This is a genomic window from Streptomyces sp. NPDC005263, assembly GCF_042872365.1.
GTDB lineage: Bacteria > Actinomycetota > Actinomycetes > Streptomycetales > Streptomycetaceae > Streptomyces.
The window spans coordinates 1,361,269-1,377,104 of record NZ_JBIAKJ010000002.1; the positions used below are offsets into that span (position 1 = coordinate 1,361,269).

A 15,836-nucleotide genomic window follows, 5' to 3' on the forward strand; every position below is an offset into this window, starting at 1 on the left:
TGCCGAAGGGTGCCGCGAGAATGGATGATGCCGGGACTTGCGGTGCCGCCTTGCTCCGCGCCGGCCGTCCGGCACCGGGAGGTACTCCATGACCACAGCCGGAGACATCATGCACCGTGGCGCACAGTGGATCCCCGCCCAGGAGACCCTGGACCGCGCCGCCCAACTGATGCGCGACCTCAACGTCGGCGCCCTGCCCATCAGCGACCAGAACGAACGGCTCTGCGGGATCCTCACCGACCGCGACATCGTCGTCGGCTGTGTCGCCATCGGCCACGACCCGGCCAGGGTCACCGCGGGCGAGATGGCCCAGGGAACACCCCGCTGGATCGACGCGAGCGCCGATGTCAGTGAGGTGCTCCACGAGATGCGGGAGCACCAGATCCGCCGGCTCCCCGTCATCGACGACAAGCGCCTGGTCGGCATGATCAGTGAGGCCGACCTGGCCCAGCACCTCACGGAGGACCAGATCGCGAGCTGGGCCGAGAGCGTCTACGCCCGGACGCCCGGCGGTCACTGACCGACCTCGACCGGATCATGCTCGACTGACCGGCTACCGGGTCGCCCCTGAGGGACTCCGTCCTTCCCGCGTCAGATCCAGCCGTTGCGCCGGAAACCCCGGTACAGCAGCACACAGGCGACGGTTATCACGCCGATGATCAGGCCGTAGCCGTACCGCCAGTGCAGCTCCGGCATGTACTTGAAGTTCATGCCGTACACGCCGCACACCATCGTCGGTACGGCGACCACGGCGGCCCACGCCGTGATCTTCCGCATGTCCTCGTTCTGCGCGACCGTCACCTGAGCGAGATGCGCCTGGAGGATGGAGTTGAGCAGCTCGTCGAAGGCGGCGATCTGTTCCTTGGCCCGCAGCAGGTGGTCGGAGACGTCACGGAAGTAGGCCTGTATCTCCGGAGCGACCACCCGCATCGGCCGGGTGGCGAGCTCCTCGAGCGGACGCCCGAGCGGCACGACGGCCCGCTTGAGCTCCAGGAGCTCCCGCTTGAGCTGGTAGATGCGCCCCGCGTCCACCCGGGCGCCGTTCTCCGCGAACACGGCCATCTCGACCTGGTCGATGTCCTCCTGCACCGAGTCGGTGACGTGCAGGTAGTCGTCGACCACATGGTCCGCGATCGCGTGCAGCACCGCGGCGGGGCCTTTGGAGAGCTGCTCGGGAGAGGCCTCCAGCGTCTCGCGCAACGGCCCCAGTGAGCCGTGCCGTCCGTGGCGCACCGTGATCACGAAATCCTCGCCGGCGAACACCATGATCTCGCCGGTGTTGACCACTTCGCTGGTCGCCGTGAGCTCCTCGTGCTCGACGTAGCACACCGTCTTGAACACCGCGAACACCGTCTCGCCGTAGCGCTCCAGCTTCGGGCGCTGGTGTGCCTCGACCGCGTCCTCGACCGCCAGCGGGTGCAGGTCGAAGAGTTCGGCGACACCCGCGAACTCCTGGTCCGTAGGCTCGTGCAGGCCCAGCCAGACGAATCCGTCGCCCTTCTTGCGCACCCGTTCCACCGCGTCGACGAGATCTCTGCCGGCGGGAATCCGGACACCCTCCTGATAGGCCACGCAGTTGACCACCGAGGAGCCCAGCGGAGACCGGGCCGGATGGCTCAGGTCGACGCGGGGACGTCGCCGGGCCAGCCGTGCCACCTTGCGGAGGCCGCCCACCCTGCCGAAGCTCGTGACCTTCCGCAGATTCCCTGCCATGGACATCTGGATCTCCTTGCGTGGATCTCCCCGTGCCGCGTTCCCGCGCCCTGGCGTGCCAGTTTGCCAGCTCGGGGTGAGCGGCGGGTAAGCCTGTGGGAGCGGAACGTTCCGCTTGGTTCCCGGCTGTGGACAACGGTTCAGTGCCTGGACACGGGCCGTGCGTCGCAGGAGCGCGGCCATCTCGTCGTAGGAGTCGCCTCGCGTCAACCGCTTCGGACAAGCCGGGCAACTGGGATGATCGCGGTATGACGCAAGCTGACGGGTACCTCCTCGACAACCGGCAGACCGAGGCGGGGGAACGTTTCGACGCCTTCGCCACCCTCTTCGACCCCACGACCTTCCGACACCTCGAGGGCCTCGGCGTCGGACCCGGCTGGCGTTGCTGGGAGGTCGGTGCCGGCGGCACTTCCGTGGTGTCCTGGCTGGCCAAGAAGGTGGGCCCGACCGGACGGGTCCTCGCGACCGACATCGACACCTCACGGGTTGCCGCGGCCGCCCGCCAACCGGTGCATGTACGGGTGCACGACGTGGGCGCCGAGGACCCGCCGGAGGAGGGGTTCGACCTGGTGCACGCCCGGCTGGTCCTCGTCCATGTGCCGGACCGTGACAGGGCGTTGCGGTCGATGATCAAGGCGCTGCGACCGGGCGGGCGGCTCCTGGTCGAGGACGCCGACCCTGCCCTCCAGCCGCTGCTCTGCCCCGACGAGCACGGCCCCGAGCAGCAACTCGCGAACCGGCTGAGGCAGGGATTTCGCCGACTTCTCGCCGACCGGGGCGCCGATCTGGCCTACGGGCGCAGGCTTCCCCGGCTGCTTCGCGAGGCCGGTCTGCGCGGGGTGGAGGCCGATGCCTACTTCCCGGTCAGCTCGCCCGCCTGCGCCGCCCTGGAATCAGCCACCGTCCGCCAGATCCGCGACCAGCTCGTCACCGCCGGCATCGCCACGGCCCAGGACATCGACCGCCACCTCGCGAACATCGCCACCGGCGACATGGACCTCGCCACCGCCCCGATGATCTCCGCGTGGGGGCGCAAGGGCTAGGAGGGGCGGAAGTTGCGGCCCGCTACCCCCTCCGCCTCACCTCGGACGGCCGCCCCCCGACCCCCTCCACCGCAACCGCCCCCGCCCGGCAGCCCTCCGCCGCCGCCTCCTCGGGGGTGGCGCCCATGAGCAGAGCCGCCAGGAAGGTGCCGGTGAAGGCGTCGCCGGCTCCGGTGGTGTCGCGGGGAGTCGCCGCCACGGCGGGAACCCGGGCGACGACGGTGCCCGACCGGGCCACCAGCGCCCCCTCCGCTCCCTGCTTGGCGACCACCAGCGGGATGTGACGGCTCAGCTCGGCCGCCGCGTCCGCCGCCTCGGGCAACCCGGTGAGCAGGCAGGCCTCGTCCCGGCTGGGCAACAGCAGGTCCACGCCTTCGACGAGCGCGAGGAAACGATCCACTCCCAACGCCACCAGGAAACCGGCCGACGCCGGGTCCAGGCTCACCGGCACTCCTCGTGCGCGTGCCGCCGCCAGGGCCACCGTCACCAGCGCCCGGCTCGGTTCGGAGAACAGCAGGTAGCCCGACAGATGCAGCCGTGCGACCCCGTCGAGCAGGGTGTCCGACCAGTCCTCGGGCGCGAGCCGCAACGAGGCCCCGCTGTCGGTGAGGAACGTCCGCTCCGCCGCCGCATCGCCGTCGACGAGGCAGATCACCGTCCCGGTCGGAGCCCGCGGATCCACGACGAGCGCGGGCCGTACTCCGCAGGCGACCAGTTCCCGCTCGTGCCAGGCGACCGAGTCCGCGCCCACCCGCCCGACCAGCCGCACCTCGCAGCGCCCCTGGTGAGCGGCCCAGCACGCCACGTTCGCGCCCGCTCCGCCCGGCACCGTCCGGATCGTCGCGACGGTGTCCGTGCCTGGGGTGAGCGGCCCCTGGTGCCGGGCGACGACGTCCGTGATGACGTCCCCCACGACCAGCAGCGCGCCCTCGGGACGGACTGCTCGGGAAGACCGACGATCCGCCGCGCCGACCGCACCGGGCCGGGGACGCTTCGCGGTCACGTGCCGGCCCAGGCCGCCGCGATCCGCCCCGCCAGCCGTACGTTTCCGCGCACCGCCGCCAGATTGGCGCTCAGCGAGGCCCCGTCGGTGTGCCGTACCAGGTAGTCGAGCAGGAACGGCGTGACCGCCTGACCGGTGATCCCCTCCTCGCCGCACGCGTGCAGCGCCTCGGCGAGCACCCGCGCGTGCAGGTCGGGATCCAGCTGCTCCGCCTCGGGCACCGGATTGGCGACGATCAGCGCCGACCCGGGGCCGTCGAGCGCGTCCTGGGCTCTCATGACGTCCGCCACCTGCCGGGGGGTGTCCAGCGTCCACTCCACCGGGTGGCCCGAGTCGGACAGGTAGAAGCCGGGGAACCGGTTCGTGCCGTATCCGGCCACCGCGACGCCCAGGGTCTCCAGCCGTTGCAGGGTCGCCGGGACGTCCAGGATCGACTTCACACCGGCGCACACCACCGTGATCCGGGTGCGTGCCAGCAGCCCGAGGTCGGCGGACTCGTCCTGGGTCACCGTCCACTCCCGGTGCACCCCGCCGAGCCCACCCGTCGCGAACACCCGTACGCCCGCCAGAGCCGCAAGGAGCGCGGTCGCCGACACCGTCGTCGCCCCGCTCGCTCCGGAGGCCACCGCGAGCGGCAGGTCCCGGTGGCCCAGCTTGCGGATGCCGTCCTCGTTGGCGACCCGCTCCAACTGCTCCTTGTCCAGGCCGACATGGGGCCGCCCGTCCAGCACGGCGATGGTCGCGGGAACCGCGCCCTCCCGCCGCACCACGTCCTCGAGCTCCAACGCCACCTGGATGTTCCGTGGGCGCGGCAAACCGTGCGCGATGATCGTGGACTCCAGGGCCACCACCGGTTGACGCGCGTTGATCGCGTCCCGCACTTCTTCGGACAGCACCAGCACCAGCACCACGAGCCTGCCTCCTGTCGGTCGGTCTTCCCTCATCTCTGGCGGGCGGCACGCCCGGTCAAACACTTGCGCCCGGTGGAGGACGCCACCAGCCTGGCCGCATGACGGCCAACACGACACGACTCGACCACGTCGTCCTCTGGGTGCACGACCCGGTGGCGTCGGCGGACTTCTACGAGAAGACGCTCGGCATGGAACCCGTGCGCCTCACCGACTTCGCCGCGGGAGCGGCCCCGTTCCCCTCCGTGCGGCTCAATGACGAGACCATCCTGGATCTCATGCCACTCTCCACGGCGGAGCACATGACGATGGTGCCCGGGGCCGCCGACAGCGCCGGCCACCCGGTCAACCACGTCTGCCTGGCCATGCCCGGCGACGCATTCGAGACACTGCGCGCCCGCCTGGAAGAACGGTCGGTCCCTGTCTCGGAGATCTCCTACGACTCCTTCGGCGCCCGCGGAACGGCCCGCCGCAGCTTCTACTTCCGCGACCCCGACGGCAACGTCTTCGAAGCACGACACTACGACTAGCGAGGACCAGTCAGGACCAGCGCGGCGCGGTGACGCCGGACTGCCGACGTCAGCGCCTGGAGGCTCAGAACAGCGGCTCGGGAAGGACTCCCTCCAGCGCGAGCAGCTTCCGCTTGGTCTCCAGCCCGCCCCCGAAACCGCCGATGCCGCCGTCGCTCTCGACGACCCGATGACAGGGCACCACGACCGGCAGCGGATTGGAGCCCATCGCCACCCCCACCGCCTGGGCGCCACCAGGCTGGCCGACCCGGCCGGCCAGATCGCCGTACCCGACGACCGAGCCGAACGGCACGCCGGACGCCAGCTCCCGCAGCACCTGTCGGTTGAAGCCGGAGATCAGCGACCAGTCCAGGGCCAGCTCGAAGTCCTGCCGCTCGCCCGCGAAGTACGCCCGCAGCTGACGTATCGCCTCTGCCAGCAGCGGGGAGTCCGGTGCCTCGACCGGCTCACCGCCCAGCCGGGACCCGAGCCGGTCGAGCGCCTTGTCGCGGACCGGGTCCGTGGCGTGGAAGACGACGTTGACCAGGCCCTCGCGGGTCGCGGCCAGCAGCAGCGGACCGATGTCGGTGGGGACGACGGTCCACACGACCCGCTGCTCGTTGTGCCCTTGGCTGTTCATGCGACCCACCGTACGACCAGCCACTGACAACGCCCGGAAAAGACCGGAAAGGCCGGACGCCACCCACGCCGGCTCCCCGGGCGGCACCGGGGTCAGGCGGCGGGCAGCGCGTCACGCACCACGTCGGGCTTGTTGCTGATGACGCCGTCGACGCCGTACGACGCGACCAGCCGGGCGGTGCTCGCGTCGTTGACGGTCCAGGTGAAGACCTCAAGCGGCCTGTCGTGCGCCCCTGTGCGGGCGTGGACGGCGGAGACGTACCCACGGGACACAGAGCCGTACGACGGGTTGATCTGGTCGACGAAGGCGGCGTACGCGGGCAGGTCCGCCACGGACGGTGTACCGAGGAAGCCGGTCTTGACGCCGGGCTTCAGCTGATGGACGGTCCGCACGCTGTCCGCGCTGAAGCTCTGCACGATCAGCCGGTCTGCGAGATGCCCCTGGTCGAGCCAGCCCTCGTTGCTCAGGAGCTTCAGGGTCTGCTTCTCGATGCCCGGATACAGCTCCGGATTCTTGACCTCCAGGAGCAGCTTCTGGTGGTGCAGCTCCACACGGCGTACGTACTGCCGGAGCGTCGGCACGCGCGCGCCCGCGTACGCCGGACCGAACCAGCTTCCCGCGTCCAGGTGCGCGACTTCGGCCGCGGTGAAGTCCCTCACCTTCCAGGGCGCCCGCCCGGGGAAGACCTCCTCGGCGTCGGTGGTGCGCTGCAGACTGTCGTCGTGCAGGACGACGAGCTCTCCGTCCCGAGTGCGCTGGACGTCGTTCTCGACCCAGGCGATGCCCAGCTCCGCCGCCTTGTCGACGGCGGCCAGAGTGTTTTCCGGCGCCCGGGCGGAGGCCCCCCGGTGGGCGACGACCACGGGGCGCCCCCCGTCCTCGTCGGCCCGCGCGTGGGAGAGCGGAAGCAGGAGGGCCGCGGTCCCCACGAGCGCGGTGGTCGTGGCGGCAATGGCGCGCGCGTGCATGCGTACTCCTCGCGACGAGCGAACACGTACAGCACAACTGTGACAGCAGAGGGTCAACGGCGGACGGGTACAGGATGACCACAACTTGAACGCCGTTGTCCCAACTCCGCTCACTGGTACGGCACAACTGAGGCAAGGCCGTGTTTCTTTGCCGGAAAATCGTTCGACCATTCCGGTGGGGGTCATACTCTCTGCCTCAGCCCTGACCGCTCATGTGGTCCTGGGAAGGGGTGCACATCGGAAAATTCCGGGACGTAAGAAGGCGGAAGGGCAGCCGCGCATGCAAGGCACGGTCGACGGATTCAGCTACGGACTCGTCACACCGCTGGTGGCCTACCTCATGGCCTGCTTGGGCGGCGCCCTGGGGCTGCGCTGCACCACCCGGTCCATGCTCGTCGGCAACTCCTGGCGCCTGGGCTGGCTGGCCCTCGGCTCGGCCGCGATCGGCTCCGGAATCTGGACCATGCACTTCATCGCGATGATGGGCTTCACGATCGAGGAGGCCCCGATCCACTACGACCGGGTCACCACCTACGCGAGCCTGGGCGTCGCCATCGTCATGGTGGGCGTCGGGATCTTCATCGTCGGCTACCGGGGAGCCAGCGGGACGGCCCTGATGACGGGGGGCGCCGTCACCGGACTGGGCATCGCCACCATGCACTACATGGGCATGGCCGGAATGCGCTTCAACGGCAACCTGGAGTACAACACGGTCACCGTCGCCGTGTCCGTCGTGATAGCCGTCGTCGCCGCCACCGCCGCCCTGTGGTCGGCCGGTCAGGTCAAGGGCTTCATGTGGAGCGTGGGCGCGAGCATGATCATGGGGCTCGCGGTCACCGGCATGCACTACACGGGCATGGCCTCCCTCAGCGTCCACCTCCACGGCACCGCCGCCCCCACCACGGGCGACTCGCCCGCCTCGCTGCTGGCGCCCATGATGATCGGCCCGCTCGCCTTCCTGCTGCTCGCCGGCGTCGTGGTGCTGTTCGACCCCTTGATGGTCATGGGGAAGCCCGTCTGGACACCCGCGGAGAACAAGCCGGGCATACCCGCGAGCGAACTCGTCTCGTACGCCACCACCCGCCACCCCGTCCTCCGCGAACGTCGCCACACCGACCACCACACCTCCCGCACCCCGCAGAACCGCTGACGGCGTCACCACCGTCACCAGGAACGCCCCGGCACGTCCTGGCCCCCGCGCCCTCGCAAAACCGCTGATCGGGCCGCGTTGTCAGTGGGGAGTCGTACGGTGGATGACATGCGGCCCGTTTCCCACATCGAACGCACGGTGGCGCCCTTCGAGGTCGTCAGCCCCTACCAGCCCAGCGGCGACCAGCCGACGGCCATCGCCGACCTGGCCCGACGCATCGAGGGCGGTGAGAAGGACGTCGTACTGCTCGGCGCCACCGGCACCGGCAAGTCCGCCACCACGGCGTGGATGATCGAGAAGCTCCAGCGCCCCACCCTGGTGATGGCCCCGAACAAGACACTGGCCGCCCAGCTGGCGAACGAGTTCCGCGAGCTGCTGCCGAACAACGCCGTCGAGTACTTCGTCTCGTACTACGACTACTACCAGCCCGAAGCGTACGTTCCGCAGTCGGACACCTACATCGAGAAGGACTCCTCGATCAACGAGGAGGTCGAGCGGCTGCGCCACTCGGCGACCAACTCGCTGCTCACCCGCCGTGACGTCGTGGTGGTCGCCTCGGTGTCCTGCATCTACGGCCTCGGCACGCCCCAGGAGTACGTGGACCGCATGGTCCCGCTCCGGGTCGGCGAGGAGTTCGACCGGGACCAGTTGCTGCGCCGCTTCGTGGACATCCAGTACACGCGCAACGACCTGGCCTTCAGTCGCGGCACCTTCCGCGTCCGCGGCGACACCATCGAGATCTTCCCGGTCTACGAGGAACTCGCCGTGCGCATCGAGATGTTCGGCGACGAGATCGAGGCCCTCTCCACCCTCCATCCGCTCACCGGGGAGATCATCAGCGACGACCAGCAGCTGTACATCTTCCCGGCCTCCCACTACGTGGCGGGACCCGAACGTCTGGAGCGGGCCGCCAACGACATCGAGAAGGAGCTGGGCGAGCGGCTGGCCGACCTGGAGAAGCAGGGCAAACTCCTGGAGGCCCAGCGACTGCGCATGCGTACCACCTACGACCTGGAGATGCTCCGCCAGATCGGCTCCTGCTCCGGTGTCGAGAACTACTCGATGCACTTCGACGGCCGCTCGCCCGGCTCCCCGCCGAACACCCTGCTCGACTACTTCCCGGACGACTTCCTGCTCGTCATCGACGAGTCCCATGTCACCGTCCCGCAGATCGGTGCCATGTACGAGGGCGACGCCTCCCGTAAGCGCACCCTCGTCGACCACGGCTTCCGGCTGCCCTCCGCCCTGGACAACCGCCCGCTGAAGTGGGAGGAGTTCCAGGAGCGCATCGGACAGACCGTCTATCTCTCCGCGACCCCGGGCAAGTACGAGCTCTCGCGCGCGGACGGCACTGTCGAGCAGATCATCCGCCCCACCGGTCTGATCGACCCGGAGGTCGTCGTCAAGCCGACCGAGGGCCAGATCGACGATCTGGTGCACGAGATCCGGGAGCGCGTCGAGAAGGACGAGCGCGTCCTGGTCACCACGCTCACCAAGAAGATGGCCGAGGACCTCACCGAGTACTTCCTGGAACTCGGCATCCAGGTCCGCTATCTGCACAGCGACGTCGACACCCTGCGTCGTGTCGAACTACTTCGCGAGCTGCGTTCCGGCGAGTTCGACGTCCTGGTCGGCATCAACCTCCTGCGCGAGGGTCTCGACCTGCCCGAGGTGTCCCTGGTGGCGATCCTCGACGCCGACAAGGAGGGCTTCCTGCGCTCCGGAACGTCCCTCATCCAGACCATCGGCCGCGCGGCGCGCAATGTCTCCGGTCAGGTCCACATGTACGCCGACAAGATCACCCCGGCGATGGAGAAGGCCATCGAGGAAACCAACCGCCGCCGGGAGAAGCAGGTCGCGTACAACACGGAGCGGGGCATCGATCCCCAGCCGCTCCGTAAGAAGATCAACGACATCGTGGCCCAGATCGCACGCGAGGACATCGACACGGAGCAGCTGCTCGGCTCCGGTTACCGCAAGTCGAAGGACGACAAGGGCACCAAGGCACCTGTGCCGGCACTCGGCGGCAAGGCGGCCAAGGGTGCCAAGGCCGCCAAGGGCAAGGAACCGGTCCCGACCGACCGTCCGGCGGCCGAACTCGCCGAACAGATCGAGGAGATGACCGCGCGTATGCGCGCCGCGGCCGCCGACCTGCAGTTCGAGATCGCGGCCCGACTGCGCGACGAGGTCTCCGAGATGAAGAAGGAGCTGCGTCAGATGCGGGAGGCCGGGCTGGCCTGACCGACCGGCTCCCGTGAGGCCCTCGGGCCTGCGGCGCGTACGTGCTGTGTTGCAACACCGACACAAAGCGCGGACGAGGGTGCGTGACTGTCAGTGGCCCTGCGTAAGGTTCTGGACATCCGCGGATCCCGCGGCAACAGGGGAATCACGAGAGGGGACCAGCGGTGGTGGACGTATCCAAGGGCGGCACGCCCGGCGGCGGCGTGAATCTGACCAAGGGTCAGGCCATCAGCCTGCAGAAGAACGACGGGGGCAGCCTCACCGCCGTGCGCATGGGCCTCGGCTGGCAGGCAGCCCCCCGGCGCGGCCTCTTCGGCTCCCGCACCCGGGAGATCGACCTCGACGCGTCCGCGGTGCTGTTCGCGGACAAGCAGCCGCTCGACGTCGTCTTCTTCCGTCATCTGGTGAGCGATGACGGCTCGGTGCGCCACACCGGTGACAACCTGGTCGGCGGTGTCGGTCAGGGTGGCGACGACGAGGCGATCCTGGTCGACCTGTCGCGGGTGCCGGTCCACATCGACCAGATCGTCTTCACCGTGAACTCGTTCACGGGCCAGACCTTCCAGGAAGTGCAGAACGCGTTCTGCCGGCTGGTCGACGAGACCAACGGCCAGGAGCTCGCCCGGTACACGCTCGCGGGCGGTGGCGCCTACACGGCCCAGATCATGGCCAAGGTGCACCGCACGGGTCCGGGCTGGACGATGACGGCACTCGGTACCCCGGCCAACGGCCGCACCTTCCAGGACCTGATGCCGGCGATCCTGCCGCACCTGTAGGCGCGCCGGGGGGCGCCGACACCACACAGCGACACAGCAGGGGGAGAAGGCGATGACGGCCGAGCTGGCGCGGGGACAGAACCACCCGCTCTCCCAGGTCCGCCTGGAGATCAGGGTCTCGGCCGGCACGCCGGTCGTGGCGGGAGCCACCGTCGGCGACGAGCAGGGCAAGGTGCACGGCGTCGAGTGGGTGGCCCATCCGGGCGCGCCCATCCTGCCGGGGCTGGAGGTCTCCCGGCAGGCGGCGGCCGACCATCGTCTCGCCGTCGACCTCGACGCCGTGCCGGAAGCCGGGCACCGGGTCAGCGTGCTGCTGGCCCTGCCCGCGCCGGGCACCGGGGGACCCCTCCGCTTCGGTGCCGTCGCCGCCCCGTTCGTCGCGGTCACCGGTCTCGACGGCGTCGAGATGGCCAGCTACACCATCACGGGGCTGGACACCGAGTCGGCCGTGGTCGCCGTGGAGCTCTACCGCAGGCAGGGCGCCTGGAAGGTACGGGCCGTCGGTCAGGGATACGCGGGCGGCCTCGCCGAGCTCCTCACCGACCAAGGTCTGCCCCAGGCCCACCAACTGGCGAGCCGTATCGACGAAGCGGTCACCCAGGGGCTGTCCCGCTCGGTTGCGGCCCCGCCGCGCCCCACGGATACCGACCGCTCCCGTCAACCGGCCGCGCCGACGCCCGGCCCGGACCAGGGCGGACCGCCGCCTCCGGGCACCTCCGGCCCCGTACCGCCGCAGCCGATGCCTCCGTACGGGAGCCCGGCCCCCGGCATACCGCAGCAGCCCGCCTCGCCGTACGTCCCGCAGGGCGCATCGCCCGGCGCACCGCCGCCGCCCACCCCACCCGCGGCCGGAACACCGAACCCCTACGTCGACCCGGCCGCCGGCGCCCAGCCCACCGGCCCCGCCTCGGGTGCTCCGATCGACTACAGCCATCCGCGTCGGCAGAACGCGGCGCCGCCCCCGCCCCCGCCCGCGGTGCCCCCAGCCCAGCCCGGGCAGCCCGCGGTGCCGATCGCGGGCGACGCGACCGGCTGGTCGATGGACGAGCGGCTCTACAACCAGGTGTGGGGCATGTTCGAGGACCTGGCTCGCACCATGGCCGCGTACCGCAGCGCCGTCGACTTCGCCGACTCGCGGATGGAGAAGGAACTCGACCAGGCTCTGTCCGACCCGCGCAGTCGGATCGGCGGACAGGTCGACGCCGCACGGGAGACGGCCCAAGCCAAGCACGCCCAGCTCGTCGACCGAGCCAGGGCCGCCCTGGACCGGGACCTCGCCCAGCTCACCGCCGAGGCCGAGGTCGTCGAGCCCGCGCTGCCGCCGCCCTTCGCGCGCTGGGACAACCCCGTGTGGCACGCCTATCGGGTGCCGATGGAGATCCCGATGGCGTTGCGACTGGGCGATCTCCATCTGCCCGAGGCTCCTGACGTGCGCGTTCCGATGCTGGTGAGGCTGCCACTGGAACGTGGCCTGTGGATCGACAGCGGGGCCGCGGGCTCGTTCGACGGCTCCTTCACCGACACCGACGACCTGCGGAGCCTCGCGATGGAGGCAGCGGTGGCGCACGCGGCCCGGCTGCTCGCGGCCCACCCGGCGGGCGAGTTCACCGTGCATGTCATCGATCCCGCCGGGTCCGGTGCGCAGCCGCTCGTCCCGCTGGTGCGGGCCGGCGTCCTCGCAGCGCCGCCCGCGACCGGAGCGGCGGGGGTGGCGCAGGTCCTGGCCCGACTGACCCAGCGTGTCGACCTGGTGCAGATGGCGGTCCGCGGCGGCGCCGCCGACTCGCTCCCGCCCGACCTCGACCCCGCAGGGCAACTGCTGATCGTCAACGACTTCCCGCACGGCTTTGACGACCGAGCGGTGAATCAGCTGCGCTACCTCGCGGACGAGGGCCCTGCCGTCGGCGTTCACCTCATGATGGTCGCGGACCGTGAGGAGGCCACCGCCTACGGTCCCTTGCTCGACCCGCTGTGGCGTTCGCTGCTGCGGCTCACGCCGGTGCCCGACGACCACCTCGCCGACCCGTGGGTCGGACACGCCTGGACGTACGAGCCCGCTCTCGTGCCCATGGGCAGCCAGGTGCTCCAGCAGGTGCTCAACCAGGTAGCCGCCGCCCGCACCAAGCACACGTAAAGTCGCCTGACCAGCTATTTTGACTCTTCTTTTGCCAATCGCTTTACCTTTCCTTGGTGATTGGGGTACCGTTTTCCTCACGGAGGGGAGTACTCCCTGTCGACTGCGGCGTTCCCGTCAATACGGATCAGGCCTGATCCCGGGGCGTCGGCCCATCCTGGGTGGAAGAGACCTCCGGCAGCGCGACGACGCTGGTTCCTGCCGTTACGTATGTCGGAGGCGCAAGTGGATGTTTCCCTGACCCTGTGGGTCCTCACGATCGTGGGCCTCGCCGCCCTGATCGCGGTCGACTTCTTCATCGGCCGCAAACCGCACGACGTGTCCATCAAGGAAGCGGGGATCTGGACAATCGTCTGGATCGCGCTGGCCGGACTCTTCGGCCTCGGCCTGCTGATCTTCGGCGGGGGGCAGGCCGGCGGCGAGTTCTTCGCCGGCTTCATCACCGAGAAATCGCTGAGCGTCGACAACCTCTTCGTCTTCGTCCTGATCATGGCGAAGTTCGCGGTGCCCTCGCAGTACCAGCAGCGGGTGCTCCTCGTCGGCGTCCTCATAGCCCTGGTCCTGCGAGCGATCTTCATCGCCGCGGGCGCCGCCATCCTCGCCAGCTTCGCCTGGGTCTTCTACATCTTCGGTGCCTTCCTGATCTGGACCGCCTGGAAGCTCATCCAGGAAGCACGCGCCGACGACGAGGACGAGGACTTCGAGGAGAACAAGCTGCTCAAGGCCGCCGAGCGCCGCTTCGGCGTGGCCGACCGATACCACGGCACCAAGCTGTGGATCGAGGAGAACGGCAAGCGGATCATGACCCCGATGCTGGTCGTGATGCTCGCGATCGGTACCACCGACGTGCTCTTCGCCCTCGACTCGATCCCCGCGATCTTCGGCCTGACCCAGGACCCGTACATCGTGTTCACCGCCAACGCGTTCGCCCTGATGGGGCTCAGGCAGCTGTACTTCCTCATCGGCGGCCTGCTGCGGAAGCTGGTGCACCTCAGCTACGGGCTGTCGATCATCCTCGGGTTCATCGGCGTCAAGCTGGTCCTGCACGCGCTGCACGAGTCCGGGGTCCACGTCCCGGAGATCAGCATCCCGGTCTCCCTCGGCGTGATCTGCTCCGTCCTGATCATCACCACGATCACCAGCCTGAGGGCGTCCAAGAAGCAGGCGGCGACCGAGGCGGCGAAGGCGCAGACCGAAGGCGCCCCGAAGGACAGCATCGAGGCCTGAACCCGTCAGGCCGGAGGAATCCGGTGCTGTTCGCCAGGTACTCGGAGCCGGCGATCAATCCATGACCGGTCGGTGCGCCACCAGGGGCACCGGCCGCGTCTCCGGCAGCAGCGCGAAACAGCCCAGGCTCAGCAGCGCGACCGCCGTCAGATACGCGCCCACGCCCCACGGCACCCGGCCGCCCTGTTCGGCCAGCGCGGTCGCCACGATCGGCGTGAGCGCGCCGCCCACGACCCCACCGAGGTTGTAGCCCACCGCGGCGCCCGTGCAGCGAACCCGAGGCTCGTACAACTCCGGCAGATACGCGGCGATCACCGCGAACATCGTGATGAACGCGAGCATCGCCCCGAGGAAACCGAGGAACATCAGCAACGGTTCACCGGTCGCGAGGAGCGCGACCATCGGGAACATCCACCCGGCGGCGGCCGCACACCCGGCCAGGCACAGGGGCCGCCGCCCGTACCGGTCGCCGAGCAGCGCCACCACCGGCGTGAGCGCGCCCTTCACCAGCACCGCGGCCATGATGCAGGTCAGCATGACGGTACGGCTCACCCCGAGCCGTTCCGTCCCGTAGGCGAGGGACCATGTCGTGACGGTGTAGAAGATCGCGTAACCGACCGCGAGCGCACCGGCGGTCAGCAGGACCAGTCGCCAGTGGTCGCGCACCACCTCGGCGAGCGGCACGCGCGCGTGATCGTCGATGTCGAGGAAACGGGGGCTCTCGGCAATGGACGACCGCAGCCACAGCCCCGCCACGGCCAGCATGCCGGCCGCCCAGAACGGCACCCGCCAGCCCCACTGGGCGAACTGAGTCTCGGTCAGCGTGGCCGACAGTGCCAACATCACACCGTTGGCGAGCAGGAACCCCAGAGCGGGACCGACCTGCGGAAAGCTCGACCAGAGGCCGCGCCGCTCGGCGGGGGCGTGCTCCGCGGTCAGCAGCACGGCCCCGCCCCACTCCCCGCCGAGCCCCAGCCCCTGCAGAAAGCGCAGCACCAGCAGCAGCACCGGAGCGGCCACACCGATCGTGTGGTATGTCGGCACGCAGCCGACTGCGACCGTGGAGGCGCCGGTCAGCAGCAGCGAGGCGACCAGTACCGGGCGGCGCCCGTGCCGGTCCCCGATGTGTCCGAACACCACCGAACCCAGCGGCCGTGCGAGGAACCCCACGCCGAAGGTTCCGAAGGCGGCCAGTGTCCCTGCCAGCGGCGAGAAGGTCGGGAAGAACAGCGGCCCCAGGATCAGCGCCGCCGCCGTCCCGTAGACGAAGAAGTCGTAGAACTCGATGGCCGTCCCGGCGAGCGAAGCGGTCGCGAGCCGCAGCATGGAGGGGGCCCTTACGGAGCGTACGTCGCGCATGCCGAGTCAACTACCCACAGTGATCGCGGGTTACGGGGGCGCGTGGAGGCGCGACATGTGTGAGGAGGTGAGGGTGATGCGCCGGTGCGGTCCTCCGGCGAGGGCACGGACAGGGCTCCCACGCGCACCGTGATAGACCGTGTCCGAGCAGCGGTCCTCGACGGA

General features: G+C 69.9%; 14 protein-coding genes. 8 read left to right on the forward strand and 6 right to left on the reverse strand.

All coding sequences use genetic code 11. The features are described 5' to 3' along the window. Positions 1-88: 88 nt before the first annotated feature. Entirely contained in the window at positions 89-520 is a 432-nt protein-coding gene (locus ACFYRY_RS13360) for a CBS domain-containing protein (protein ID WP_389143548.1), read from the forward strand. A gap of 71 nt (positions 521-591) precedes the next feature. On the opposite strand, the gene ACFYRY_RS13365 is transcribed toward ACFYRY_RS13360, so the two are convergent. Continuing rightward, complete coding sequence (locus ACFYRY_RS13365) at positions 592-1,719, reverse strand: magnesium and cobalt transport protein CorA (protein WP_389143551.1); 1,128 nt, start codon at positions 1,717-1,719, stop codon at positions 592-594. 242 nt (positions 1,720-1,961) lie between these two features. Between ACFYRY_RS13365 and ACFYRY_RS13370 the strand changes: the two genes are divergently transcribed. After that, the gene (locus ACFYRY_RS13370) at positions 1,962-2,756 is read left to right on the forward strand and encodes a methyltransferase (protein WP_389143554.1); all 795 of its coding nucleotides are present in this window, start codon (positions 1,962-1,964) and stop codon (positions 2,754-2,756) included. A gap of 22 nt (positions 2,757-2,778) precedes the next feature. Here ACFYRY_RS13370 and ACFYRY_RS13375 read toward each other — a convergent pair whose 3' ends face one another. Beyond that, positions 2,779-3,678: a carbohydrate kinase family protein gene (locus ACFYRY_RS13375; RefSeq protein WP_389143778.1), complete on the reverse strand. Its 900-nt coding sequence runs from the start codon at positions 3,676-3,678 to the stop codon at positions 2,779-2,781. A 77-nt stretch (positions 3,679-3,755) separates the two neighbouring features. Next, positions 3,756-4,664 (reverse strand): pseudouridine-5'-phosphate glycosidase, encoded by a 909-nt coding sequence (locus ACFYRY_RS13380; RefSeq protein ID WP_389143781.1) that lies wholly within the window; start codon positions 4,662-4,664, stop codon positions 3,756-3,758. 104 nt (positions 4,665-4,768) lie between these two features. Here ACFYRY_RS13380 and ACFYRY_RS13385 point away from each other — a divergent pair, with 104 nt between their 5' ends. Further along, entirely contained in the window at positions 4,769-5,197 is a 429-nt protein-coding gene (locus tag ACFYRY_RS13385; protein ID WP_389143556.1) for a VOC family protein, read from the forward strand. 64 nt (positions 5,198-5,261) lie between these two features. On the opposite strand, the gene ACFYRY_RS13390 is transcribed toward ACFYRY_RS13385, so the two are convergent. Both ACFYRY_RS13390 and ACFYRY_RS13395 read right to left on the reverse strand, forming a co-directional pair. Beyond that, the gene (locus ACFYRY_RS13390; protein ID WP_389143560.1) at positions 5,262-5,816 is read right to left on the reverse strand and encodes a methylated-DNA--[protein]-cysteine S-methyltransferase; all 555 of its coding nucleotides are present in this window, start codon (positions 5,814-5,816) and stop codon (positions 5,262-5,264) included. A gap of 92 nt (positions 5,817-5,908) precedes the next feature. Next, the gene (locus ACFYRY_RS13395) at positions 5,909-6,784 is read right to left on the reverse strand and encodes a glycerophosphodiester phosphodiesterase (protein WP_389143563.1); all 876 of its coding nucleotides are present in this window, start codon (positions 6,782-6,784) and stop codon (positions 5,909-5,911) included. A 280-nt stretch (positions 6,785-7,064) separates the two neighbouring features. Between ACFYRY_RS13395 and ACFYRY_RS13400 the strand changes: the two genes are divergently transcribed. The 5 genes from ACFYRY_RS13400 to ACFYRY_RS13420 all read left to right on the forward strand — a co-directional run bounded on the left by ACFYRY_RS13400 (position 7,065) and on the right by ACFYRY_RS13420 (position 14,312). Then, positions 7,065-7,934: an MHYT domain-containing protein gene (locus ACFYRY_RS13400; RefSeq protein ID WP_389143566.1), complete on the forward strand. Its 870-nt coding sequence runs from the start codon at positions 7,065-7,067 to the stop codon at positions 7,932-7,934. Between the two features lie 108 nt (positions 7,935-8,042). Beyond that, entirely contained in the window at positions 8,043-10,175 is a 2,133-nt protein-coding gene (gene uvrB / locus ACFYRY_RS13405; protein ID WP_389143569.1) for an excinuclease ABC subunit UvrB, read from the forward strand. A 209-nt stretch (positions 10,176-10,384) separates the two neighbouring features. Continuing rightward, on the forward strand, positions 10,385-10,951 hold the full coding sequence (locus ACFYRY_RS13410; RefSeq protein WP_356767242.1) for a TerD family protein: 567 nt from the start codon (positions 10,385-10,387) through the stop codon (positions 10,949-10,951). A gap of 52 nt (positions 10,952-11,003) precedes the next feature. Next, positions 11,004-13,085: a TerD family protein gene (locus ACFYRY_RS13415; RefSeq protein WP_389143572.1), complete on the forward strand. Its 2,082-nt coding sequence runs from the start codon at positions 11,004-11,006 to the stop codon at positions 13,083-13,085. A 225-nt stretch (positions 13,086-13,310) separates the two neighbouring features. After that, entirely contained in the window at positions 13,311-14,312 is a 1,002-nt protein-coding gene (locus tag ACFYRY_RS13420; protein WP_389143575.1) for a TerC/Alx family metal homeostasis membrane protein, read from the forward strand. 54 nt (positions 14,313-14,366) lie between these two features. Here ACFYRY_RS13420 and ACFYRY_RS13425 read toward each other — a convergent pair whose 3' ends face one another. Then, positions 14,367-15,638: an MFS transporter gene (locus ACFYRY_RS13425; protein ID WP_389143577.1), complete on the reverse strand. Its 1,272-nt coding sequence runs from the start codon at positions 15,636-15,638 to the stop codon at positions 14,367-14,369. Positions 15,639-15,836 lie beyond the last annotated feature (198 nt).

Excerpts from the sequence above, each read along its gene's own strand:
- ACFYRY_RS13400 (WP_389143566.1), top strand. The coding sequence starts at position 7,065 with ATGCAAGGCACGGTCGACGGATTCAGCTACGGACTCGTCACACCGCTG.
- ACFYRY_RS13385 (WP_389143556.1), top strand. The coding sequence starts at position 4,769 with ATGACGGCCAACACGACACGACTCGACCACGTCGTCCTCTGGGTGCAC.
- ACFYRY_RS13415 (WP_389143572.1), top strand. The coding sequence starts at position 11,004 with ATGACGGCCGAGCTGGCGCGGGGACAGAACCACCCGCTCTCCCAGGTC.
- uvrB (WP_389143569.1), top strand. The coding sequence starts at position 8,043 with ATGCGGCCCGTTTCCCACATCGAACGCACGGTGGCGCCCTTCGAGGTC.
- ACFYRY_RS13370 (WP_389143554.1), top strand. The coding sequence starts at position 1,962 with ATGACGCAAGCTGACGGGTACCTCCTCGACAACCGGCAGACCGAGGCG.
- ACFYRY_RS13425 (WP_389143577.1), bottom strand. The coding sequence starts at position 15,638 with ATGCTGCGGCTCGCGACCGCTTCGCTCGCCGGGACGGCCATCGAGTTC.
- ACFYRY_RS13395 (WP_389143563.1), bottom strand. The coding sequence starts at position 6,784 with ATGCACGCGCGCGCCATTGCCGCCACGACCACCGCGCTCGTGGGGACC.
- ACFYRY_RS13365 (WP_389143551.1), bottom strand. The coding sequence starts at position 1,719 with ATGTCCATGGCAGGGAATCTGCGGAAGGTCACGAGCTTCGGCAGGGTG.
- ACFYRY_RS13390 (WP_389143560.1), bottom strand. The coding sequence starts at position 5,816 with ATGAACAGCCAAGGGCACAACGAGCAGCGGGTCGTGTGGACCGTCGTC.
- ACFYRY_RS13360 (WP_389143548.1), top strand. The coding sequence starts at position 89 with ATGACCACAGCCGGAGACATCATGCACCGTGGCGCACAGTGGATCCCC.